The sequence below is a fragment of the Pseudanabaena sp. BC1403 genome, assembly GCF_002914585.1.
In the GTDB taxonomy this organism is placed as follows: Bacteria; Cyanobacteriota; Cyanobacteriia; order Pseudanabaenales; family Pseudanabaenaceae; genus Pseudanabaena.
Genome location: NZ_PDDM01000013.1, coordinates 51636 through 73739 on the forward strand (window position 1 = coordinate 51636; position 22104 = coordinate 73739).

Annotated in this window: 21 protein-coding genes; 3 read left to right on the forward strand and 18 right to left on the reverse strand. The window is 40.6% G+C overall.

The window, feature by feature from the left end:
• Positions 1–9 precede the first annotated feature (9 nt).
• The 14 genes from CQ839_RS13150 to CQ839_RS13215 all read right to left on the reverse strand — a co-directional run bounded on the left by CQ839_RS13150 (position 10) and on the right by CQ839_RS13215 (position 13937).
• Positions 10–1263: an N-acetyl sugar amidotransferase gene (locus CQ839_RS13150; protein ID WP_219817779.1), complete on the reverse strand. Its 1254-nt coding sequence runs from the start codon at positions 1261–1263 to the stop codon at positions 10–12.
• Positions 1256–2041: a HisA/HisF-related TIM barrel protein gene (locus CQ839_RS13155; RefSeq protein WP_103668738.1), complete on the reverse strand. Its 786-nt coding sequence runs from the start codon at positions 2039–2041 to the stop codon at positions 1256–1258. Before CQ839_RS13155 ends, CQ839_RS13150 begins: the two co-directional genes overlap by 8 nt.
• A complete protein-coding gene (gene hisH, locus CQ839_RS13160) occupies positions 2004–2645 on the reverse strand; it encodes an imidazole glycerol phosphate synthase subunit HisH (RefSeq protein ID WP_103668739.1) in 642 nt (213 codons plus the stop codon). Before hisH ends, CQ839_RS13155 begins: the two co-directional genes overlap by 38 nt.
• The gene (locus CQ839_RS13165; RefSeq protein WP_103668740.1) at positions 2642–3772 is read right to left on the reverse strand and encodes an N-acetyl sugar amidotransferase; all 1131 of its coding nucleotides are present in this window, start codon (positions 3770–3772) and stop codon (positions 2642–2644) included. The genes hisH and CQ839_RS13165 overlap by 4 nt, the downstream gene beginning before the upstream one ends.
• Positions 3773–3809: 37 nt before the next feature.
• Positions 3810–5096 carry a phytanoyl-CoA dioxygenase family protein gene (locus CQ839_RS13170; protein ID WP_103668741.1) on the reverse strand — a complete coding sequence of 429 codons (1287 nt, stop codon included), beginning with the start codon at positions 5094–5096 and terminating at the stop codon, positions 3810–3812.
• A 10-nt stretch (positions 5097–5106) separates the two neighbouring features.
• Entirely contained in the window at positions 5107–5847 is a 741-nt protein-coding gene (locus CQ839_RS13175; protein ID WP_103668742.1) for a methyltransferase domain-containing protein, read from the reverse strand.
• 101 nt (positions 5848–5948) lie between these two features.
• Positions 5949–6875 (reverse strand): hypothetical protein, encoded by a 927-nt coding sequence (locus tag CQ839_RS13180; protein WP_103668743.1) that lies wholly within the window; start codon positions 6873–6875, stop codon positions 5949–5951.
• Positions 6868–7410: a GNAT family N-acetyltransferase gene (locus CQ839_RS13185; RefSeq protein ID WP_181016195.1), complete on the reverse strand. Its 543-nt coding sequence runs from the start codon at positions 7408–7410 to the stop codon at positions 6868–6870. Before CQ839_RS13185 ends, CQ839_RS13180 begins: the two co-directional genes overlap by 8 nt.
• Positions 7403–8698 carry a DegT/DnrJ/EryC1/StrS aminotransferase family protein gene (locus CQ839_RS13190; RefSeq protein WP_103668745.1) on the reverse strand — a complete coding sequence of 432 codons (1296 nt, stop codon included), beginning with the start codon at positions 8696–8698 and terminating at the stop codon, positions 7403–7405. Before CQ839_RS13190 ends, CQ839_RS13185 begins: the two co-directional genes overlap by 8 nt.
• 12 nt (positions 8699–8710) lie before the next feature.
• Positions 8711–9697, reverse strand: coding sequence for a Gfo/Idh/MocA family protein (locus tag CQ839_RS13195; RefSeq protein ID WP_103668746.1), 987 nt, complete (start codon positions 9695–9697; stop codon positions 8711–8713).
• 38 nt (positions 9698–9735) lie between these two features.
• Positions 9736–10359: a pseudaminic acid biosynthesis-associated methylase gene (locus tag CQ839_RS13200; RefSeq protein WP_103668747.1), complete on the reverse strand. Its 624-nt coding sequence runs from the start codon at positions 10357–10359 to the stop codon at positions 9736–9738.
• A 25-nt stretch (positions 10360–10384) separates the two neighbouring features.
• The gene (gene pseF / locus CQ839_RS13205; RefSeq protein ID WP_103668748.1) at positions 10385–11080 is read right to left on the reverse strand and encodes a pseudaminic acid cytidylyltransferase; all 696 of its coding nucleotides are present in this window, start codon (positions 11078–11080) and stop codon (positions 10385–10387) included.
• Between the two features lie 189 nt (positions 11081–11269).
• The gene (locus tag CQ839_RS13210; RefSeq protein WP_103668749.1) at positions 11270–13171 is read right to left on the reverse strand and encodes an aminopeptidase P family N-terminal domain-containing protein; all 1902 of its coding nucleotides are present in this window, start codon (positions 13169–13171) and stop codon (positions 11270–11272) included.
• 247 nt (positions 13172–13418) lie between these two features.
• The gene (locus CQ839_RS13215; RefSeq protein ID WP_103668750.1) at positions 13419–13937 is read right to left on the reverse strand and encodes a hypothetical protein; all 519 of its coding nucleotides are present in this window, start codon (positions 13935–13937) and stop codon (positions 13419–13421) included.
• A 210-nt stretch (positions 13938–14147) separates the two neighbouring features.
• Here CQ839_RS13215 and CQ839_RS13220 point away from each other — a divergent pair, with 210 nt between their 5' ends.
• Both CQ839_RS13220 and CQ839_RS13225 read left to right on the forward strand, forming a co-directional pair.
• Positions 14148–14762 carry a DedA family protein gene (locus CQ839_RS13220; RefSeq protein WP_103668751.1) on the forward strand — a complete coding sequence of 205 codons (615 nt, stop codon included), beginning with the start codon at positions 14148–14150 and terminating at the stop codon, positions 14760–14762.
• A 301-nt stretch (positions 14763–15063) separates the two neighbouring features.
• Entirely contained in the window at positions 15064–16374 is a 1311-nt protein-coding gene (locus tag CQ839_RS13225) for an after-VIT domain-containing protein (RefSeq protein ID WP_103668752.1), read from the forward strand.
• A 31-nt stretch (positions 16375–16405) separates the two neighbouring features.
• Here the strand turns inward: CQ839_RS13225 and CQ839_RS13230 are convergent, their stop codons facing one another.
• The 4 genes from CQ839_RS13230 to CQ839_RS13245 form a co-directional block, all read right to left on the reverse strand.
• Positions 16406–17215: an FHA domain-containing protein gene (locus tag CQ839_RS13230; RefSeq protein WP_103668753.1), complete on the reverse strand. Its 810-nt coding sequence runs from the start codon at positions 17213–17215 to the stop codon at positions 16406–16408.
• An 86-nt stretch (positions 17216–17301) separates the two neighbouring features.
• A complete protein-coding gene (locus CQ839_RS13235) occupies positions 17302–18576 on the reverse strand; it encodes a VWA domain-containing protein (RefSeq protein WP_103668754.1) in 1275 nt (424 codons plus the stop codon).
• 2 nt (positions 18577–18578) lie between these two features.
• A complete protein-coding gene (locus CQ839_RS13240) occupies positions 18579–18962 on the reverse strand; it encodes a response regulator transcription factor (protein WP_103668755.1) in 384 nt (127 codons plus the stop codon).
• 207 nt (positions 18963–19169) lie between these two features.
• On the reverse strand, positions 19170–20651 hold the full coding sequence (locus CQ839_RS13245) for an adenylate/guanylate cyclase domain-containing protein (protein ID WP_103668756.1): 1482 nt from the start codon (positions 20649–20651) through the stop codon (positions 19170–19172).
• Positions 20652–21205: 554 nt separating this feature from the next.
• Between CQ839_RS13245 and CQ839_RS13250 the strand changes: the two genes are divergently transcribed.
• Positions 21206–22096 (forward strand): vWA domain-containing protein, encoded by an 891-nt coding sequence (locus CQ839_RS13250; protein WP_103668757.1) that lies wholly within the window; start codon positions 21206–21208, stop codon positions 22094–22096.
• Positions 22097–22104: the final 8 nt, after the last annotated feature.

A 22104-nucleotide genomic window follows, 5' to 3' on the forward strand; every position in this document is an offset into this window, starting at 1 on the left:
CCTTAGATTTCATGGATATCCTCTCCCTATCGTTATATATTTTGCATCACCGTTATATTCTAGATAGTTATTAGCTGTAAACAGTTGAGGCAGATTTACTTTTGTATCTTCGACTGATTGAGGTTGCTGCATACTCCAGCCAATAAATTCCCATTTATTAGTCTCAATTTGATTCCAAAATTTGGGGTTGCGATGTTGATCAATCATAAATTGTAGAGATCGTGGTGTCATTCCTAACCATTCACAAAATTGATTGATATAGGTAAGAGGCGCTAATTCATACTTACGAACAAGAGTTAATCCCTCTTCACGAGAGAGTCTCCCAAATCGAATCTCACGGCAAGCATGATCAGTGACTTTGGAATAGCCGTGCTTGTATAGCTTCAATAAATCGTGAAGGTCCATGTAATTGAAGCAGTCAACGTAATCATAACAGTCAAAAGTTCGATTAAAAGATGCGGTTTTGTAGTCGTATTCATACATCATTTGTTCATGTTGAGTCTTAGAATCCCATCGCACGTAATTACCTAGATATATTCCGCGCACACCGACTGTATGTAAATCGAGATCGCTAGGATAGCGGTATTGCCAGATATCTTCCACTTTTAGAATGTCGAAGATTGATAGCAAATCATCGGCTTCATGCCCCATTAAGTCATGATCTTTCCGATATCGACGAGTCATTTCGACTTCATGGGTATGGGAGAACATCCCGACTTGCTCTAGTCCCTGATGAGCCCCCCAAATGATTAGAGGGATTTGATAACGAACTGCGGTCTGCACAGGAAAAACTGTTTGCCCTGCCAAAATCGGCCAATAGATACTGCCAAAACGGCGTAAAGTCGTGCGTGTTATTTTCTTGACAGAAATAGGGTTAACATTTTGGTAAAGAATATCGCAATTAAATTTTATACGCAGATTTGCTAGATTTCGGATACCTAAGGGTGTATTGAAATATTTGTTGTAGGTGACAAGGAGTGGATTCAGCCCTAATCGCTCTTTCACTAAGTAGACAATGTAGTAAGAGTCTTGAGAACCGCTCACAGGAACAATACAGTCATAATTTTGTCCGTTCAGGTTTCGATACGGCTGGATCTGATGCTCTAATAATTCCCATCGCGCATTCCAATCAAGGGAATCTTTCTCTTCATGAATGCGGCATCCAGAACAAATACCATCCGCATCCAAAATTAATCCTAAAGGATGAGCAGTTGAGTAAAGGCATCTCTGACAAAAGTAAATTTCTGGATGAAGTTCAGGCATGAGTTAATAGGGAATGGCTTGAGTCATAAACTGGATTACGAAGTTGTGCAGACGAGATCGCTTGCTTGTATGTCTGAATAGTCTGTTCTTTGTAATTTAAAAAGTTTCCCACGGCGATCGCAACAATATTAGGCTGAAGTAGTAGGTTCCTAATTTGATTAGGATCGCTCAAACCACCAAAGGCGACGATGGGAACATCCTGCAAAGGGAAATTTGTAATTAGATTTGACTCAAAACCATTGGCTTGTCCCTCATGAGAAAAATCGGAAATGAATACCTCTGAGACTACACCCGAACTAATAAATGATAGAACTTGATTTGCTATCGCGGTTCTAGTTTGGGTACGATAATCAAACCACTCAATTCTTCCTTCTTGCCAAGATAGCGGCAGAGAAGCAATTATCGCCTGTGCTCCTAGTCTCGCTGAGAGATGCTGCACTGCTTGGAGATCGTCATGCAATAGAGCATCAACAACAAGGCGATCGGCTCCATACTGAATCACCTTAACGCTATCAGCGACATTCCGAATCCCACCTGCATAGATTAAGGGAGTTGCTAAGCCCAGTTTTCCAATGCTTTCTAATAGACGAAAATCAGGCTCCCTGTTGCAGCGAGAGCGATCAATAACCTGTACCAAAATTTCATCTGCACCCCAGCGATCCAAATTTTCAATTAAACATTCTGGCTTACCCAAAGGTAAATAGCGCCGATATCCAAAGGATTGGACAGCCCAACCATCCTTAACCGTGACAACTCCCATCAATCTCTTTTTTAGCATCAACCAACCCCACAATTAAATTTTTAAGTAGTTCTCGACCAGCAACCTGACTCTTTTCTGGATGAAATTGTAAGCCCACTATACTACCATTGCGGATCACCGATGCGATCGGCTGAGAATGTTGAGACATAGCTATTTGATATTTATCCACACCTTGATAGGTAAATGAGTGATTAAAATAAAACACCTCGTTATCACTAGCCTGAAGTAATACATCCTCTTGAATGCATTTAATCGTATTCCAGCCAATATGCCATTGTGATTCAGGTAGCGGAACGACTTCGCCTGCAATCAAATCTAACCCTAACGTATATTGATATTCATGGGAAGCAGTTGTTAAGAGTTGCATACCGAGACAGATCCCAATAATTGGGCGTTGTCTCTCAGCTTGCTGTTGCAAATAACTTACTAGTCTGCGATCGTGAAGTGCTTGCATTGCTGACGGAAAAGCGCCAACCCCAGGGAGAATTAATACATCTGTACTATCTAAAGCTTGGGGATCAGCACTAACTCGAACTTTCAACCCCATATTTTTGAGGCTATGCATCACTGATGCATGATTACCCATACCATAATCCACTATTCCTATGGTCACAGCACTCATAAACCAACTCCAACCTTAAATTTGCGAAGGATCGCTCCATTTGGTTCCACCGAAAATAGGTGTAGATTTACTGAAGCATGTACATGATCCCAAAATTCATTTACTGATATATCGATGTATGTACAGAAACTCTCTATATATTCATCACTACAAGCATCATCATACTTTTCCACAACAGAGATTCCTTGTTCACGAGTCATTCTTCCAAGACGAATTTCCTCATTGGCATAGTCAGTTACCCGTCCAAAACCAAATTTATAGTATTTAATCATCTGATTCAAGGTTACCCAGTCTTCATCGAGGGAAGTCACACCATAAAGATCACCTGTATTTTCGACTGTATCTTCGCGTATTTCTAGTCCATTAGCACAAGCATAGGCGGCATTATTCACCAGAGACCAATCACCCAAAAACCATCCCAAATAGACGATTTGCAGTTTCGCAGCCTCAAATTCTTCCGATTGAGGATAACGATAGGGAAGCAGTTCTTGCTGTGGAAATCCTGCTTTTATCATCCATTCCAGCCCACCACCAGAGAGCGTATTCATATAACGCAAGTTATTGCCGTCATAGCCTGTACGTCCCAGAGTCTTCAAATCCCCTAACTGTAATCCAGGGTTTTCGCCCCAGAGAATCAGAGGAATTTGATAACGAATAGCGATTTGAGGAACAGAAGTAAATAGAGCCAGTTCAGTGGAACGCGCCCAGTTGGTAAATTTATCGAAACTAGCTCTCAGTAAACCTCGCCAAGTCTCAGGTGCGGGCGCAGAGAGGAGTACATCAAAACCTAGTTCAATCAGGTTAGAAATATTATCCACACCTCTTTGGCTAACCTGTGGCGGTGGGTAACTAAGACACACTAACAGTGGATTCAATCCTAACTTGTCACGAACATATAGAGCTTGTCTAGTACTATCTTTACCACCACTCACGCCAATAATACAGTCAAAATATTGACCTGATTGACGGGGAAATTGTTTTAATAAGTCATTTAGTATTTCATAGCGTTCTTGCCAATCAGCATCATTTAGCTGCTGAAGATAATTGCAAGCAGGACAAATACCCTCATCTGTAAACTGAGAATTAGGTCGGGTATCTGGTTGAACACAAAACTTGCAATATTTCATAGTGGTTAGAGATTACATTTAGGTAAAGTCATTTAGTTTATTTACCTACTCTAAACTTAGAGTAACTATATGGGAAATGTTTCATAGACTGAGATAAAGCATCTGTTAACCCATCACTTAGTTGGATTGAACTATATGTAGCACCAAAAAGATCCATACTAAAAGTAAGCATAATAATGAGACGTTCACTATGTTCTAACGCTTTACCTTTATGAAATGCTCGCGTATCAGCAGCAATAATAGTTCCTCTCTTACCCACAATTTCGTCCATATGTTCTTTGCCATAAAAGTTTTCGATTTCTTGATCGGAAAATCGACCATCTCTGAGTAAACTTAAAGGCTTAGTAAGATGGGAACCTCTTACAAAACAATGAGGTCCATTTTGTGATGTAACTTCTGTCAAATATATAAATACGTTGATAAACTTAACCGAATCTCCATCCCAATGATAAAGTTGTGCAGATGAAGAATCTGCATCTCCTTTCAAGAACGCTGTACTCCACCACATACTAAGGTCTCGAAGCGTAGCTCGACATCCAAAATATTCTTGGACGACCGATATTATAGAAGAATCTGCAATAAGATTTTGGATGTCTGGATTGTTCGCTAACTCTTGCTCGTCAACTCGATAGGTTACGGATTTGGGATTGTCGCTATCATATCTCAAATACTTTTCAGTCGAAATATCAGGATAGTGAGGAGCTAGTTTACATAGAGCATTTTCTGCAAATTTAGTTAGGCGATCGCAAATCTCACGACTTAATTTTTCATCAAACAGATGATATCCCTTGTCTCTAATTTCTTGTACAATATTTTGCAATCCTCGTGATTCCGTAAGCCCCAAGTTTCTTGCTTGATCAGAAAATAAGTATTTTGGATATTTAGGAAAGAACAGTCCGTAAAAAGAAACCCAAAAGTTATTGAACTTGCCATCGGTCATCCAATACAACTGCCGAGAACTATGATTTGCCTCTGGCGATGTCATGCCAGTATTACAGTATTGCTCATAGCCTTCTACAAAGGCTATCACGTTATCATAAAAGCGGATAGAAATTGATTTTACTTTTTGCTCCGTAGCCCAATTCCATAGAACTTTTGGAAAGCTGTTTTTGAACAAAACATATAGAAGTTCTTGCTTTTTAACATCTTCAATTGAACTTTGATGGATATTATTTAGCTCGTGCAATACATTCAATAAACTTTCTGATATTGTGCCAACGAGATGTTTGTTTTTAGCTACATACATTTGATATCTTTGAATCTTAAAAAAGATTGACTTAATCTTCGGTAGAAATGTTTTAGGATTTAATTTAGTCTTTAGCATGATAGACTTCTTATTTTTTAATAGTAAATATTACACAAATACGCGAAGGGTTACTAACAAGTCCGTCGGCAGTATGAGACCTTTTACTAGGAGCATCGTGAGAAAAATAAATATGATCAACATGTGCACTAAAAAGATCAAGAATCTCTTGCACTGAGTTACATTCTCGGTATCCTTCTTCAACTATTTCATATCCACAGAGTTTTCTGACATCGTCGTTAGTCATCTCTGAATATTCAACGGCAATTCCAAATAACGCACCGTTCTTAGCAATTCTTAAAGATTCCTGCACCCATTTTTGTGGATCTTTGCTATAACCCAATGTGTAGCCACTAATAATGACATCAAAGCTATTATCCGCATAGGATGTTTGATGCATATCACCAACATCAATTAGTGGAGAATAACTCATAAGATCGAGTCCACGAATATTATCTTTAGAAAAGCCGTGGCCGATTAAACTGAGCAGATCTCCTTCATTTCTGGGTCCAACTACCAATATTTTAGAATCATGATTAAGAAATTCGAGAACTGATATTGGCTTGATCAGAATGTTCATTCTAGGTGTGTCAAAGTAATGTAATCCTCTAAGATTATGAGCATTGGTATTATCAAATGCATTCTCGGAAGATATTATCTGCCATCTTTTCTGGATTTTGAGGAAATAGAATAGGCGAATACGACCTACAAACTGTCTAACAGAGGGAATAATTAGAAGTTGACGTGCTATTTTAGAGAGCTTTGCAAGCATTGGATTCTTTGACAAAAGATTAGGAACAGATCGCTTATATTTAATTTAACGAGCTAACCGATGGTTTATGTTCTGGATTTTTCAATAAATCTTACAATAGTCTAGGTAATAAGATCTGCTAATTTGATAATTTCGGTTTGAGGTAGAACACAATCCTCTCCGTATGGAGGTATTGAGCATATAACTTGTCTCTCAGCCGCCAATGCGACAACCATAGCATAGGTTTGGCAGCCAACTACGACATTTGACCATGCGATCGCCTCAGCTAATGTTCGCGAAATATCTAGAGAAATATCTAGAGAAATATCTAAATTTTTTTGAGATTCTATCCATTGATCATATTTACCGATACCATCGGAAGGATGGGGACGCATTTTAATCGAGAGTTGTTCTCTAAATTCCAAAAGATTTATATTTTCGATAAAGAAGTCTAAAGCTTGAAATTCTCCTAGCTGATCACCATTACCCCAAACTTGACGAATCGGTTCGAGAACATAAAGTAATCTTGTTGCTGCGGAATTGAGAACAGACGCTTCTTGCAAACGTACTTCGGCAACAATGCTCTCTAGATAAAGATTTGGCAACTGTACTATTCGCAAGTCAGGGAAGTAATTTTCGGCGAGTTTTTTAGCATATTCATCCGTTACCCAAATTTCGTCTGGTAAAAACTCTTCATTATCACGAATAAAGCGATCGCGGTAGTTTGCCCAATGATCAATGACGGCAACTGACTTAATTCCTAAAGATCGCGCTAATTTCCTCGCATCATGCTCTAAATTCGATTGCCAACCAGTACCACTAATCAGTAGTTTACTATTTGACAAAGTATCTAAAAGATTACCGATTTTTGAGTCGGGAAATGCTCTTAACCAAAGAGAAAGAGCAGGATCGGCTAAACAAACAGTAACTGACCTATTGATTGGGTTAGTTTGCTGATTAGCTAAATGCTTGAACCAAGCAATAATGTGATTTACGGCTCCAGCATCATGGGCGGCGATCGCTAGGGGAAAGGATAAAGACTCAAGCATGGGAAAATTTTGCAAAATGTAGGATATCCACTGCGTTTCCATCAACTAATTCCTGATCAATTCTGATGCCATCTGGTTGCATCCCAGAACTCACCATAATATTAACCATAGCCTTGTTACATCTCAAGGTTCCTCCAGTAATTTTCCGAAGTTGGCTCTGCTCAAAAAGTCCTTGCATTAGGGTTGTCCATGCATCTTTGCCTACCCCTTTACCCCAATATTGGCGATCTCCAACCATGATACCCATATCCGCAGTTTGATGAATTCTGGAAATATATGCTGTCATTGTGCCAATAAATTTTGTGTCTTGATAAATTGCGACAAAAATATGATCGGAATTTTCAAAAGAATTGAAGTAAGCCCTACAGGTTTCTTGATTATGTTGACGAAATCTTTGATTGCTATACCTAACAACATCGAAATCATTCAGCCAACTAATATATTCGTTCGTAAGATTTTCGGTTGTAAATTTCTGTAATCTCACGAGTTTTCCAGTTAGAGGAAGATGGATAACTTTACTCAATTGATTAGGCATAGGAACGCAAAGCATCTAGGGAATTCCAAACTTTTTGAAATGCTTGAATAATCAAGTCTATATGTTCATCAGTTAGATCATAAACACACATACCAATACTGAGATAGGAAGTATCATTTAGCTCCTCAGCCACAGGACAGATACCACGCGCATAGTTGACTGTACGGTGACAAATTTCTGAAGTCCAAGGAAATCCTTTCGAGCCATAGGCGATCTTTTTTTGATACATCGGCAATAAATGTAAGTTCTGATAGCTTTTACCTACGGGAACACCCTCTGCTTGCAAGGCTTCCCAAATTTTATCGCGGCTCACCCCAAGTAAATTGACATCTAACACCAGAGGATAAACATAATAAACATGGGTGCAATCTGGCTTGACTACGGGTACTTGCAATCCTGCTAGTTCTCTTAATCCCATGCTTAGGCGATCGCCAAGACATTGACGTGACTCAACTAATCCTGTGAGTTTTTTTAGCTGCTCAATTCCGATCGCACATTCAATCTCACCCAGCCGAAAATTATAACCAATCATATTCGTGAGATCTTTAACGCCCTTATCACCAACTACCGCCTCCGCATGGTTACGAATTAGTCGCATTCGTTCGGCTAGTTCATCGTCATCCGTAACTAAAATACCACCTTCACCAGTATGAATATGTTTGTGGTAATTGAGGCTATAACCGCCAATGTGGGCTAGAGTGCCAGCATATTTGCCCTTGTACATTGCCGCAGGAGACTGAGCGCTATCGGAAATAACTTTCAGGTTGTATTTATCGGCGATCGCCATTAGAGCATCCATATTTGCCGAATGCCCGAAAATATCCACCGCCATAATCGCTTTGGTGTAGGGAGTAATATTTGCTTCCACGGATTTAGGATCTAAATTAAAAGTTTCTGGTTCAATATCTGCAAATACAGGTATGGCGTTCCAATGCAGAATTGCTGTCGCACTAGCACACATTGTCCAAGGACTAACAATCACCTCATCCCCAGGCTCAATAGCAATCGCGCCAACCGCCGCGATTAAACCTGAAGTCCATGAATTAACTGTAATCGCATTTCTGACCCCAAAATAAGACTCACAGGCTCGTTCAAATTCCTGAACCTTAACGCCACCATAAAAGTCTTCGTGCCAAGTTCCCAAAAACTGAGATAAAACACCGCTTTCAATCACTTGTTTAGCGGCTTCTACTTCTTCTACGCCAATCGGGTTATAGCGTTTAAAGGTAGTTGAGATCGTTTTAGGGCCCCCAAGCAAGGCAAGTTTTTCGGTGTTGGCTGATGTCATAATTTTATAGTTCTACTGAATGGGAATGGCTTGCTTAATTTGTTCACACATATATTGGGTAAGTAGGGCTGATTCACCTGTGCTAGCTAGGCTATCTCCTTGTGCGATCGCCCGATAAATATTATCAACGGCTTGAGACATGGCATGGGGATAATTGCCATGAGATCTAACACTATCAGCAAGTACTTGATAACCTTTAAAAGTGTCACTATCGGTAACCTGACGACTACGCCAAAACATCCCACCATCTTCCATTACTAATACCCCTGTTGAGAATATAAATTGCAGCTCAAAGATCGCATAATCTTGAGCATTTGCAGCCACAATATGAACTGGACATCCATCTTTAGTTTCTAACCACATTGGTACAGTTGGATCAAGCTCAAAAAAATCTTGAACTGGCTTGCCGACTTTGACAATATGTATTGTACCCAGCAAAAAATTCAGTAGATCTAATAGGTGAGAACCATTGTTTAACAGTCCCTTGTTGTAAACCCCGATCACTGACCTTAGATGCCCCAAACGCCCATTCTTGATATCAGTTTGTAATTGAGAAACGTCTTGATCCCAGCGACGGGTATAGTTTATAGCAAGCTGAATATTAATTTTCTGACATTCTAGAACAAGTCTTTCTGTTTCCAAAGCAGATGTTGTAACGGGCTTTTCGCAAAAAATCAACTTGGGCTTCAGACTTATAGATATATCAAGATCATGAGCATGGCAGGTGGTAGGAGAACAAATACTGATCACATCAAACTGATGACTGCAATTCAAGACTTCATCAATTGTCCGAAACCCTACAGGAATAGACCAAAATTCCATGAACTCTTTACGAGCTGAATCATTGGGTTCTACACAAGCTGTAATCTGATAACGGCGATCGCGAGTATAGGCTCCCGCATGGGTAAATGGTAAATCCGCACTGGGGCGATTCATGTCAAATCTACCCGCAATATTGCCACACCCAACAATCAGAACATTTAGAGGAATTAAATTCATTTCCAGTTCAACTTAAAAATTGATTACTAAGTAAAGTCTTAATTCTTTTCAAATAACCACCATGTTATGTCATCAAATCCAGCAGAATCATAGATGTGTCCCCATAGAAATCCATAGTCAACTAAGCGCACACTAAAGTTTTTGATAAATAGTTTTCCAAAATCACGTTTAAACAATTTATCTTTCTCTCCCTGATATTCAAGTGAAATCGGTGTTCGATTAAAATATTCACCCATCAAAATATATTTGGATGAATACCAAAACATTTTTTCCATATGTGTAAGTAGTTGATCTGGGTTAATATGAATTAGAACCCCCATAGTAAAGACTAAATCAAAAGAGTTAGAGTCAAATGATGAATCTAAAATTGCGCCATTAAAAGCATGGTTAAAATTATGGCAAGAGATCACAAAGTTAAAAGCAGGTTCACTAATTTCAATGATTGAAGGCTGAGCATTAGGTAAAATCTGCTTGATTTGTTCAATATTTCGACCAATATTGCAACCACATTCTAAAAACGTGTTTATCTCCCCGTGAATGTTCGCAAGTATCTTTGCCCATACTTCAGCTCCAAGATTGTGATCAAACTCATGGTTCTTTTTAATGTAGTCTTCAGCATATGTAGCTGCCCAAAATTCTTCTTGTTCACTATTGAATGACATAAGATTACCGTCCCTAGCAATTATTTTAGGATTTCCTATTTATGATCATAGGCGCAATCATCTCAGCTCGTATCCAATCTTCTTCATTATCAATATCCTGCACAGACCATCTTGGTATCAGTACGGGTACAGAATGACGATCAAAAACGCGTTTGTTCTCTAGCCAAGCCGATGGTTGTCCCCAATAAAATTGCCCTGCATCATGCAAAGCTCTAGGTAAGTCTTGAGAACGAGTTGAAAAATGCTCTGGGAAGAACATCTCGATACCGCCATCAGGATGTTCGCTGAATGCCCGAAAGATCGGCGCGGCAAAATCTGTTGCTGAAAAAGCGTATGCCCAGTTACCAGACTCTAATGTTTGCCAAGCTCGTCTAAGATCTTCTACTTGGATAAAAGGTGCTGTTGCATAGATACAACAAACAGAAGAAATTTGCCAACCTTGATCGATAAACCATTGGGTGGCATGGGCAATCACCTCGGTTGTACCTGTGTAATCATTGGCAAGCTCTGCGGGACGTATGAACGGAACTTCTGCACCATATTTTGTAGCGATTTTAGCAATTTCATCGTCATCAGTAGAAATGATGATTTTATCAAATAGTTCAGAAGCGATCGCCTTCTTAATTGACCAGGCAATCATAGGCTTTCCAAAAAAAGTCTTAATATTTTTTCTCGGAATGCGTTTGCTTCCTCCTCGTGCAGGAATCACAGCAATTTTCATCAAATTTCACCTAAATATGTCCATAAAAGCTACGTATTATCATTCTCAGGTGTTGTATGTATTCAGAACAATCAAGAGTCAATAAGCAAAAAATTTAGACTAAAACACCTACTAGTTAAGGGATGAAAATCCATAACTGTTTGCAACCATGCTGAATATAGGCAACACCAACGCGATCGCAAAACCGCATCAAAAGCTACAAGCTTGGTTTAACCAAATCGTTTCCTCCTCTGTAAGTAAAGGAGATAATTTCTGCACTACAGCCGCATAGTAGCTTTCCAGCCATGAGATTTGTTGAGGATTGAGCTTGCTGCGATCGATCAGTTTCTTGTCAAAGGGAATATAGGTCAAGGATTCAAACTCGTACCAAGGAGTTTTATTTGGGTTTGACTTCTGAGGACTGTCTAATTCAGTCGCGACTTCTTTTACAAAATAGAGATTTTCCAAGCGAATACCACCCCATTGAGGTTCATAGTAGCCTGGTTCGATGCTATTGATTGTACCCAGATCGAGAGATTGATTAACGCGCTTACTAATACCATTTGGGCCCTCATGGACATTGAGAAATACGCCTACGCCGTGACCAGTACCATGTCCAAAATCTAGTCCACTTTGCCACATTGAAGAACGGGCAATACCATCGATTTGGCTACCTGTCGTGCCTTTAGGAAATTTTTGCATTGCGCAATTAATATGTGATTTTAGAACTTCCGTATAGCGATCGCATTGCTCTTCTGTAGGCTTACCAATGCTAATGGCGCGAGTATCATCGGTAGTCCCGCCGTAAAATTGTGAGCCAGAATCTAACAGCAGCAATTCGCCATGAAGAAGTTTACAATCAGGATTAGGATTGCTGTAATGGACGATCGAGCCATTTGCGCCAGTGCCTGCGATCGTGGGGAAGCTGAGATCGTAGAAACCTTCTTGCTGTTTATATAAGCCTTCAATTTTATTAGCAACATCACGTTCACTGATGGTATTGCCAACACTGATCTGTTCTTCTATCCATTTGAGAGTAAGAGTTTTGGCGAGGCTAGCCTTCAGGTTAGCTTGTTGCATTTGGGCGATTTCCACAGCATTTTTGTGTGCTTTGAAAGTCTCGATTGGGTGTTCAGCACCAACTATTTTCGCTTTGACATCTTTAAGTTGTAGATATGTGCCATAGGTGGTTTGAGCGATCGCAACCAGTACATTCTTCTGTTCAGCAACTAGCGATCTCAAAATGGGAATGTATTGCTCGTAATCAAGAATTTGCACCTGTCCAGCCAGAGCCTGACGCACTGGGTCATCAATGCGCGATGTATTTGTAAAAAGATATGCATCAGTTGTAGTGACGATCGCATAGCTAATAAATACAGGATTGCACTCAACATCGCGACCGCGCAAATTGTAAAGCCATGCAATCTGATCGAGCTTAGTCACGGGTAAAATTGCGGCTTTCTTCTTGCCCATCACTTCACGGACGCGCTCTAATTTTTTGGCTAAACTCTCACCAGTAACTGAGTCAGGAAGGGTAATTACAGGTTGATCACCAAAAGGTGGAATAGGTTCGCTTTCTATCCAAGGACTTTGCGATCGCACTGCATCTACTAAGTTTTCGATAATGGGAACTATCTGCACTCCACCGTCGCTTAAACGTTCTGAGAAGCGTCGATATTGAGCGACGGTAATCGTAAAGGGATCAATCCCCAATCGGAAGGTTTGTAATTGTTTCGCAGCATTTTGACCAAGTTCTTCAAGCACCTCTTCTACGGTTGGATGCTCTTCTAGACCAACTTTGCAGACTTTTTGGAGATTTGCATCCACTTGCATATCCGCTTGTTCGTAATAGCGTGAATCCACAAATACCCAAGCTTGCTCAGTGCTGATCAAAAAATCACCTGCGGAGCCAGTAAAGCCACTAATCCATTGACGACGTTGTTTGGCTTCTGGCAAATATTCATTGAGATGCTCATCGGCTGAAGGGACAAAATAGGCATCTAACTTATGTTTGGCGAGTTGCGATCGCAGAGCGGCAAATTTCCGAGCGGTTTCTTTTGATTCAAGAGATGGGCTAAGTGATTCTGCGGGCAAAGTCTGCAATAAAACCATGAAGTTTTTGAGAATATAATTTAATCTATGAAAATTCTAACCTAAGTAACTTGGCGTAATAGCAACTATAGCAATGATTGAGTTAGTTAGGCCAAATCAAAACCCAAAAGATTAATGGCGGTGCTTCGCACCGCCATTAATCTTTTGGGTTTTATATCCTAAGCAAAACTTACATTGCTATGAAACCCACAAAAGCAAAGCGCCAACATAACGGGCGCTTTGCTTTTGTGGGTTTTAAGCTTTACTTTTAATCCACATAAGATCCACGATATTTTATCCTTTCTTTAGGCTTAGCTGACTTTTGCGATTCTCTTGCTTCTGAGAAAGAATCTCGAAAATCCTGTGAAGATTCATTCGCAACACTTACTCCACGATATTTGATCACAGGCTGATCCTCATCAACATTTTTTTGATCGCTTTTAATCGCTAAATCTTCTGGTTTATAACGATTACCTCGATACTGCATGACCTCAATTTCTTCTTCAAAAATCTCATTAAAGTCTTCTTGATTAAGTGTCGAAGCACTAGACTGAGACGATTTATCGGGATTTCGGGATTTGGGCGGTGTGTAGAGCTTACCCAAAACGTTATAACAAAAATAGGGTAGACCCACAGCAATCACCAGAATCACCAACAGCGAATCTATCTGCGTGAGAGCATCAGAAACAATGTCTATATGATTTGAGGAAGCCCACATCGAAATCATGGAAAAAACTGTTACTGCCGAGGCAACTTGTAAAGTGCGATAAATAAAAGACTTTTTCATGGAAGATTCGCCACAATTACTTTGAGTAAACTTTACGTAACTGCATCGTAATCATTTGCGCTTAACAGGTACGCTTACAAATACAATTATCGACTTACTTTACCAACTTAACCTTTATTGGCGATCTTAATCGCTATATTCGCTACGATTTTTGGTAGGGTTTAAGGGGCAGATTGGCAAATATGCAACTTTATAACTGGGCGAATACAAATGCAGGAATGGATTACTAATACCATGAACTCCCTAGGCTATCTGGGGATCGGGCTACTGATGTTTTTAGAAAATCTCTTTCCACCAATTCCTTCAGAGTTAATTATGCCCTTGGCAGGATATACAGCAACTTTTCCCAATACACAAATTCAGGTTATTCCTGCGATCGCTGCGGGTGTGATCGGGACGATCTTGGGTGCAATCCCTTGGTACTATGCAGGATTATTGCTCGGACAGCAGAGATTGCAATTGTTAGCAAGCCGCTATGGTAAATGGATTGGCATTTCTGGCGAAGACATTGAGAAATCGACGAATTGGTTTCAAAAGCATGGTTCAAAGGCAGTTTTATTCGGTCGGCTCGTTCCTGGCATTCGCACTTTGATTTCCATTCCCGCAGGTATTAGCAAAATGCCTATAGTCCCGTTCTTTATCTATTCCACGATTGGGACAATTGTCTGGGTAACTTTATTAACCTATGCAGGGTATTTTTTGGGTAAGAACTACAAGCTGGTCGAAGACTATATTGATGTCATAACCAAGGTCGTAGTTTTCGGCGTTTTGCTAGCGATCGCTTCATTTATTGGCTATCGCCTATGGAAGCGATCGCGCAAATAAAATTCTAAATGGTTTGGGCGGGCTTCACTCACCCAAACCATTTATAGCAATTTCTCGCAATGCAAAGCAAAGCCCAAAAGATGAGTATCGCAGCCATTTTGTGCTTTTAAAACCCTTACAGGGTTTGACTATACCAATAAATTTTTGAAAGTGTTGCTTTGCAACACTTTCAAAAATTTATTGGTTTGGGTTTGAGGGCAAAGCGCTGCAAAGAAATTGCGATCGCCTATATAATCAGAGTAGCTAGATCAGTTCAGAACATCGGTCAGGGCAAAAGCCAAGCTAACCGAATATAAGCCCCATGCGTTACTCACATTCGGAATCAAATACCTTGAGCCGCCGCTACGAATTGCCGACCTGTCTCTTAGAGGTCTGGACGGAGCGATCGCCTTTATCGGATTGGCAATCGCAGACCGTTGCTCAAAATTTGAGCTTTCGTCTGCAATTAGCTCACGGCAAAAAAATTATTAAAGGTAATCAGCAGCAAATTATCAGCTTAATCGAAGGCGTTACCGCTTATTGCGATCACTGGTTGACACAAGATGACTTTGAAACTCTCGATCATGCGATTGCTGTTCCCCAACTGCCGAAGTTGCAACTCTCGACCTTACAATTATTTGATCTATACGAAAGTCTAGAACTCTGTACCAATGAGTTTGTGATTTTGCCAAACTTAGTACTAGAAGTGCGCCGCCTCAATCCCAACTGGCTCAAAATTGTTGCAGGTGCGATCGCGATCGTCGGTGTCAGTATTGGCGCAATTCGTCTAATTTCACCACCCTTTGGTGAGCAACCCAGCTATCAAATTGCTTCTACGCCATCAGCTTCTGATCCTGAGAAAGCATCTATACCTTCCGTTAGATTAGACAACTTAGACAACAAAGTAGAAAATCGCGCAAAGGTGGATGCTTCACCAAAATCGACAAACCCGATTGCGCTTAGTCCCAAGCCTTCTCTTTCTGAAGAAAAAAGCAATATAGCAAAGGCTCCTGCTGCTTCTAGCCTCTCTCAATCCTCTCAAAATATAAATCGCGATCGCAAGGAGCTAGAGCAATCCAATAAAGTCGCGATCGCACCTGAATCTGCTGTTGCTGATTCTACTAATTCCCAACGTGCAACGGATAATATGCGTTCGATTATAGGTGCGATAAAACCATCAAGTCCCACGACAAAACCAAGGCAATTAGAGTCCCCAAAGAAAGACAATTTCTCTCAATCTGCAACAATTGCAGGAGAACCTGCTCCATCAGCAGCCCCATCTGCACCGTTATCTATTCCCTCGACAGAGTCTCGTATGGCTGATGGCAATGCCATAGCTAATATCAGAGTCAATATCAAAGTTTTACAGATTCAATCGGAATTGCCCAGTGATATAAACTCATCTTTAGTTCGTTACATCCAAACTCAGCAAATTAACGCATCCACAACAGGGACGCTCACTTTCGAGCTAGAGATTGTAGGCGATCGCATTAGCAATATATCTACTGATAATCAAGGTTCGATATTGAAAGATGCGAATTCGATCTCCGAAGTAGAAAAGCTCATTTTAGAATGGCGATCACCTAATCCTATCACTGGCAAAGTCCGTCTAGTACTGCAATTATCCCCATAAAAAAGGCGCAAAGCGAAAGATCTCTATCGCTTTATGAGGTCAATTGAAATACAAAGCTAACTTTGTCACCTTTGCCGAGAGAAATGCGATCGCCTGCCCTGAGCTTATGACGATTGCCCGCAGGTAAGGGCAAATTGTTGACATAAGTACCGTTAGAGCTACCTGTATCCTCAAGATAAAAAGAGCCAGCCTCAGCACGAATATCCGCATGGATGCGCGAAACAATATCTGAATCTGGGAAACCCGACACATCAATATCGGGAGGAATTACCGTATTTGATTTACCAATATGCACAACTGGTAAATGCGCAGGAATTTCGATATTGAGATTAGTCTGCACATGGAGCAAAGACGCAGCAAATTGCTGTAACTGCGTCTTGACACTACTCATCGGCACACTAATTGGCTCATTCATCGGTGTGGTTACAGATGGATTTTGCTCCTCTGTTGCGAGCAAGTTTTCGATATCGGTAAACTTAGGAACAGTTGCCCCCTCGGCAAAAGAATTAGGGACTAAATTTGCGGCAGAATCATCTTCGGCCATTGCATCAGGAAGAGAATTTGACATAGCGCTGGAAATAGATGGTACAGGGAAAACTTCAGTTGATGGATCGATTGATGGCGCGATCGCACTTTCAATATTAATATCTGGGAGCGGATTGATTGCAGTTGCCGCACTCAGATTAAACCCACAATGCCCACAAAACTTAGCATCTGATAACACAGTTGCACCACAACTAGGGCATTGAATATTTTTGACAATTGGTAACGGCGTAAAACAAGCTTCGCAGTTTACAGCTCCGTCAGGATTAGCATGGGAGCAACTTGGGCAAATAATCATAAGGGCAACTTAGATGGATAGTTTTATACTTTCGCGATGAACATTGCGATGATCAGCGTCTTACAGACACTTACTTAATCTAAAATTTAAGGGGTTGGAGGCGATTGCAATACAGTTTTGGACGCGATACGTGTTTTTTTGCGATCAGCTTCGCTCAGAGTCGTGCCTTCTTGGAGACGAGTTGCGTTATTTTGCAAGATCGTCGAGGCATTATGATCACCCATTTGCAAAGCGGTTTTAGCAGCAGATTGTAACATTGTCGCCGCACCAGTGCGATCGCCCTGTTGTAGCTTTTGTTCTGCAAGTTGGGTTTGGCGATATTTGGCTAAAGCTAATAAATAATTCTGCACCTGCGGATCGACATTTGGCGTAAAGTCTTGAACCAACTCTGCCGTGATTGCTACTAATGAAGACAATGAATTAGTTTTTGCTAGGGCAGGGATGTCAAAACGGACTTGAGCTGTCAAAATCGGAATTTCTAAATTATCAGGATATTCGACTGTATAACTAGCAGGGCTGATATAAAGATTAAATAGCACCACCCTTTCAACATCCGTCATCAGATCGCCAAGTCTAACAATAATCGCGTTCCCCTCAGTTTGGTATGGTAGCTCGATTGTATCAGGAGAGACTTGGGCGATCGGCTTTAATTCCGCTAGCCTGACATGGGGCGCAAGCTGCAAAATTAGATGAGCATTGGTCAGCCCGATCGCTTGGACCCGTTTTAATAATTTCTGAAATTCTTCACCTGCTGCCTCAGGTGTGGGGATATACGCCATCGCACCACCACCAGCGTCAGCAATGCGTTCCAGTACATCCTGATTCCAGTTATCACCAAAGCCGAGGCTATGCAAGGTCATATTGTATTCAGTGGCTAAGCGCGAAAACTGAAAACATCGTTCATTATCACCATGCTCATTTTCACCATCGGTCAGCACAAAAATCTGGCTAACCGTGCCATCTTTGCCCTTGCTGCTTTCCTGTAAGCCAAGCTTGATGCCATCATCGATACAAGTACCACCCGAAGCCTTGAGCGATTGAATTTTGGCTTTGATTGATTCAATCCGATCAACTGGTTGGTTATCAACCACCACATGAGCCTTGTGATCAAACCCAATTACACTAATTCGATCTTGTGGATACATACAATCAATTAGATCTCGCGCAGCACGTTTGACCGTGTCAAGGGGTTGTCCTCCCATGGAGCCACTGTGATCTAAAACAAGGCACAAGTTAAGCGGCGCATTATTGCCATCAAAAGCAGCGTTAGCTGAAACAGAGATCGCCAACTGACGTTGGCTACTGGCTTGGCTGCTATCGAGAGTGCGATCGCTTAACTTACAGGTCAAATTTACGCTCATTTTTAAGTCTCTATTCCTAGAATTTCACAGGATTTTTCTAAGATTTCATCAGGGTCAAAGGGCTTAGTCATGTAGATATCCGCTCCAACATCTTTGCCTCGACTGCGATCAAATTCTTGCCCCTTAGCTGTCAGCATAATTATATATACACCACTTAAGTCAGGATCAGCCTTTACTTTTTGACAGACATCATAGCCATTCATCTTTGGCATCATTACGTCTAAGAATACTAAATTTGGCTTTTCACGCTGAATCGCTTCCAGTGCTTCCAAACCATTAGTTGCTGTTAATAGCTCTACGTCATAATCTTCCAGTTCTTCTAAGGTTTGCTCCAAAAGCAAACGAATGTGTGGCTCATCGTCAACAATTAGTAATTTTTTGCTCATCTTTCAAGCCTACGATGTATCTAAAAACTAATGTATCACTTACAGAGCTGAGAGCTCAAAAATAATAGGAATTACTCAAATAAACCACGAAATTGATTCTTGGTTTATTTGAGTAATTCCACTGAAGTGGACTATCAGAATACTGCCAAGCAAAGCGTTTTAACAGGGAATTGAGCTTTTAGCACACACTTGAGTACAGGGCTGCGTCTAGTCTTCATAGATTACCTCAAAAACTTCGACTAGTTTCTTTTTTCCTTTGACAGGCAGAGTTCCAAACTCCCTAAACTTAAAATTTGACTGTGTTGCATCATAGACACTGCGTGTCACCAAAATCTGACCACCTTTTGCTAATCCCTGCAACCGAGAAGCAATGTTCATCTCATCACCGATCGCAGTGTAGTCCATATGCTGAGGCGAGCCAATATTACCAACAATCACATCCCCAGAACTAATACCAATTCCTGTAATGAAGTTCTCACGAATCCAGTCAATCGGCAAATTTTTGATCCGCTTTTGCATATTGATCGCCGCTGCGATCGCCCAATATTCACGATCTGCGATCGCCGACGGAGCGCCAAACATCGCCACAATCATATCGCCAACAAACTTATTTACCGTTCCCTGATGATTGAAAATCACATCCACCATCTGCGTAAAATATTCATTGAGATAAGTCACAAGTTGCTCTGGCTCTAATTCTTCACACTTAGTCGTAAAATTACGAATATCAGAGAACAACATGGCAATTCTCCTCTTACTGGTAGTTAGTGATACTTCCTCTTTCTCATTAATTACTGCCTCGGCCACCTGTGGCGAGAGATAGCGCTCTAAATTATTTTTGATTCTTTGTTCCCTCAATTTACTCTCATGAAGAAGCGCATTCTCGATTACTCCAGAAGCTTGAGTAACAATTGCGGTAAATAGCTTCAGATCTTGAGATGTATAATTAACAGGCTCAGAATTACTAATATTAACTACACCAATAGTTCGATCTTTGGCAAGAATTGGCGCACAAATGATCGCATAACAGTCATTTTCATTGACGATATAGCGATGATCTTGTGTCGCATCATTAACTAGCTCAGGTATCCCTGTGGTAAATACATAACCTGCGATCCCCTTACTTGAATGAGTCTGTAGGCTATTTACATTTTCGGCAGTGCCTCTAGCCGACACAATTTCCAGACAATTAGTTTGATGATTATGTAGCATCACTGATGCGCTGGTAGATGGGATTAACCGACCAGCCTCTTCAAGCACCAGAGTTCCGATTTCCTTCACATCCAAACAGTTCGACATTTTGCTTGCGATCGTATAGAGCAGATTAATCTCTCGGTATTTATCTAAAGCATCAGCCACCAGAGTTTTCTGCTCAAATTCACGGTTGGCTAAATAACTCAAAAAATCAGCAACTTGCTCAACTTGTTCGTTACCTATTACCCATCCTAATATCTCATCGCCGAGTAGTACAGGGATTTTATTTAAGCAATCATTTACGGTCAGTTTCTCAATGCTTTCTGGACTGTTTTTACTAAGAGTATTTGCCGTATCCATTCCCAAATCTGTAACCAAAACCATTCCTTCTTGATCTTGAATTACAATCGGAGAACTCAGTTTAGAAATCAACCCTCTCAACAAGGATAGTGTTTTTCTTTTGAGCAGCATCTTCTTGAGACTAACAGATTGCATAAGTTAAGAATTGTATTAATGACATTTGATATTTAGAATGGGTGGTTCCAAGCACCGGCCATTCTAAATATGATAACGACTAATAGAGTAGAAACAAACGCCATAATGCTGAGTAAGTAGAAGAATATTCGCCTTGAAATCTATCATCTGCATAAGTTTATAGAATCGAGAAGAAATAATTTGTATATTTTCAAGAATTTTCAGAGTTATTCTCTTTGTTCAGGGGAAGTTTCTCAAAATTTACTTGCATCAATCATTTTAAAAACGATTTAGGGGCATCACCTATAGCCGCCTAAATTCCCGATCAAACGAGCCACAATAAATTCTTTAAAAGTTTTGCAAAGCAAAACTTTTAAAGAATTTGTTAGTTCAGGTTTGGTTGCAAAGCTTTTTTTTAAGATACTCCGCAAGAAGATGACATCATTCAGAGTTACCGATCGCTTAAGTTAAATAGCTGAATTTCTATCAGGAAGTTTTTTATTGAGCTTACCTTTGCTAGACTGAACTTAATTCTTGAGACATAACATAAAAATAAGGAATCGGGTAAGTTTAATATGCCTTACTCAGCAGAAATCAGTCGCCGTCAACCTAGTTGTTTCCTATTCCTCATCGATCAATCTGGATCAATGGCGGATGCATTTTCTAACGATAGTGCGAGCAAGGGGACAGCGAAAGGTGCAAATGAAAGCTTACATAAGACTAGTGAATCGATTCAGAAAGCACAAGCAGTTGCTGATGCGGTAAATCGCTTGCTGGATTCACTTGGGCAACGATGCGTCAAGGGTAACGAAATTTACGATTACTTTGATGTTGGCGTAATTGGTTACAACAGTGAAGTTTCATCAGCTCTGAATGGGATTGCTGGTGAGAACGCGATCGCTCCAATCGGCAAAATATATGAAAATCCGTCTGAATTAGAAAAACGCGCTCAAAAACTACCTGATGGTATGGGCGGTTTAGTTGAAGTCTACAATGACTTTCCCATTTGGTTTAAGCCGATCGCTAGTGGTGGAACAGCCATGTGCAGCGTATTTGCACTAGCGCGAATTTTGCTAGAGGACTGGATTGAGAAACACCCTAATAGCTATCCACCGACGATTATCAATATTACCGATGGCGAATCTACAGATGGAGACCCGACAGAAGAAGCGATTAACCTCAAAAAATTGAGTACTTCTGACGGTTCAGTTCTGCTTTATAACATCCATCTCTCCGCAGAATATACACAACCTGTATCTTTCCCAAATACAGCAGAAGTATTGAGTGACCCATATGCTCGTTTAATGTTTGATCTATCTAGCCCTCTTCCCTATGCTGCCCAGAAAGCAGCTGAAAAAGAAGGCTATAAAATCACACCTGACGCTAAAGCATTTATGTTTAATGCCGATCCTGTGAAACTAATTCAGTTTCTTGATATTGGTACTCGTACCGAAAACTTACGATAGATAAAAAG

What these genes read in the sequence shown, in the direction of transcription:
- CQ839_RS13180 (WP_103668743.1), bottom strand. Translation starts at nt 6,875, where the DNA reads ATGCTTGAGTCTTTATCCTTTCCCCTAGCGATCGCCGCCCATGATGCT.
- CQ839_RS13190 (WP_103668745.1), bottom strand. Translation starts at nt 8,698, where the DNA reads ATGACATCAGCCAACACCGAAAAACTTGCCTTGCTTGGGGGCCCTAAA.
- CQ839_RS13225 (WP_103668752.1), top strand. Translation starts at nt 15,064, where the DNA reads ATGCGTTACTCACATTCGGAATCAAATACCTTGAGCCGCCGCTACGAA.
- CQ839_RS13150 (WP_219817779.1), bottom strand. Translation starts at nt 1,263, where the DNA reads ATGCCTGAACTTCATCCAGAAATTTACTTTTGTCAGAGATGCCTTTAC.
- CQ839_RS13230 (WP_103668753.1), bottom strand. Translation starts at nt 17,215, where the DNA reads ATGATTATTTGCCCAAGTTGCTCCCATGCTAATCCTGACGGAGCTGTA.
- pseF (WP_103668748.1), bottom strand. Translation starts at nt 11,080, where the DNA reads ATGAAAATTGCTGTGATTCCTGCACGAGGAGGAAGCAAACGCATTCCG.
- CQ839_RS13250 (WP_103668757.1), top strand. Translation starts at nt 21,206, where the DNA reads ATGCCTTACTCAGCAGAAATCAGTCGCCGTCAACCTAGTTGTTTCCTA.
- CQ839_RS13195 (WP_103668746.1), bottom strand. Translation starts at nt 9,697, where the DNA reads ATGAATTTAATTCCTCTAAATGTTCTGATTGTTGGGTGTGGCAATATT.
- CQ839_RS13165 (WP_103668740.1), bottom strand. Translation starts at nt 3,772, where the DNA reads ATGAAATATTGCAAGTTTTGTGTTCAACCAGATACCCGACCTAATTCT.
- CQ839_RS13210 (WP_103668749.1), bottom strand. Translation starts at nt 13,171, where the DNA reads ATGGTTTTATTGCAGACTTTGCCCGCAGAATCACTTAGCCCATCTCTT.
- CQ839_RS13155 (WP_103668738.1), bottom strand. Translation starts at nt 2,041, where the DNA reads ATGCTAAAAAAGAGATTGATGGGAGTTGTCACGGTTAAGGATGGTTGG.
- CQ839_RS13200 (WP_103668747.1), bottom strand. Translation starts at nt 10,359, where the DNA reads ATGTCATTCAATAGTGAACAAGAAGAATTTTGGGCAGCTACATATGCT.
- CQ839_RS13245 (WP_103668756.1), bottom strand. Translation starts at nt 20,651, where the DNA reads ATGCAATCTGTTAGTCTCAAGAAGATGCTGCTCAAAAGAAAAACACTA.
- CQ839_RS13235 (WP_103668754.1), bottom strand. Translation starts at nt 18,576, where the DNA reads ATGAGCGTAAATTTGACCTGTAAGTTAAGCGATCGCACTCTCGATAGC.
- CQ839_RS13215 (WP_103668750.1), bottom strand. Translation starts at nt 13,937, where the DNA reads ATGAAAAAGTCTTTTATTTATCGCACTTTACAAGTTGCCTCGGCAGTA.
- CQ839_RS13170 (WP_103668741.1), bottom strand. Translation starts at nt 5,096, where the DNA reads ATGCTAAAGACTAAATTAAATCCTAAAACATTTCTACCGAAGATTAAG.
- CQ839_RS13175 (WP_103668742.1), bottom strand. Translation starts at nt 5,847, where the DNA reads ATGCTTGCAAAGCTCTCTAAAATAGCACGTCAACTTCTAATTATTCCC.
- hisH (WP_103668739.1), bottom strand. Translation starts at nt 2,645, where the DNA reads ATGAGTGCTGTGACCATAGGAATAGTGGATTATGGTATGGGTAATCAT.
- CQ839_RS13185 (WP_181016195.1), bottom strand. Translation starts at nt 7,410, where the DNA reads ATGCCTAATCAATTGAGTAAAGTTATCCATCTTCCTCTAACTGGAAAA.
- CQ839_RS13220 (WP_103668751.1), top strand. Translation starts at nt 14,148, where the DNA reads ATGCAGGAATGGATTACTAATACCATGAACTCCCTAGGCTATCTGGGG.
- CQ839_RS13240 (WP_103668755.1), bottom strand. Translation starts at nt 18,962, where the DNA reads ATGAGCAAAAAATTACTAATTGTTGACGATGAGCCACACATTCGTTTG.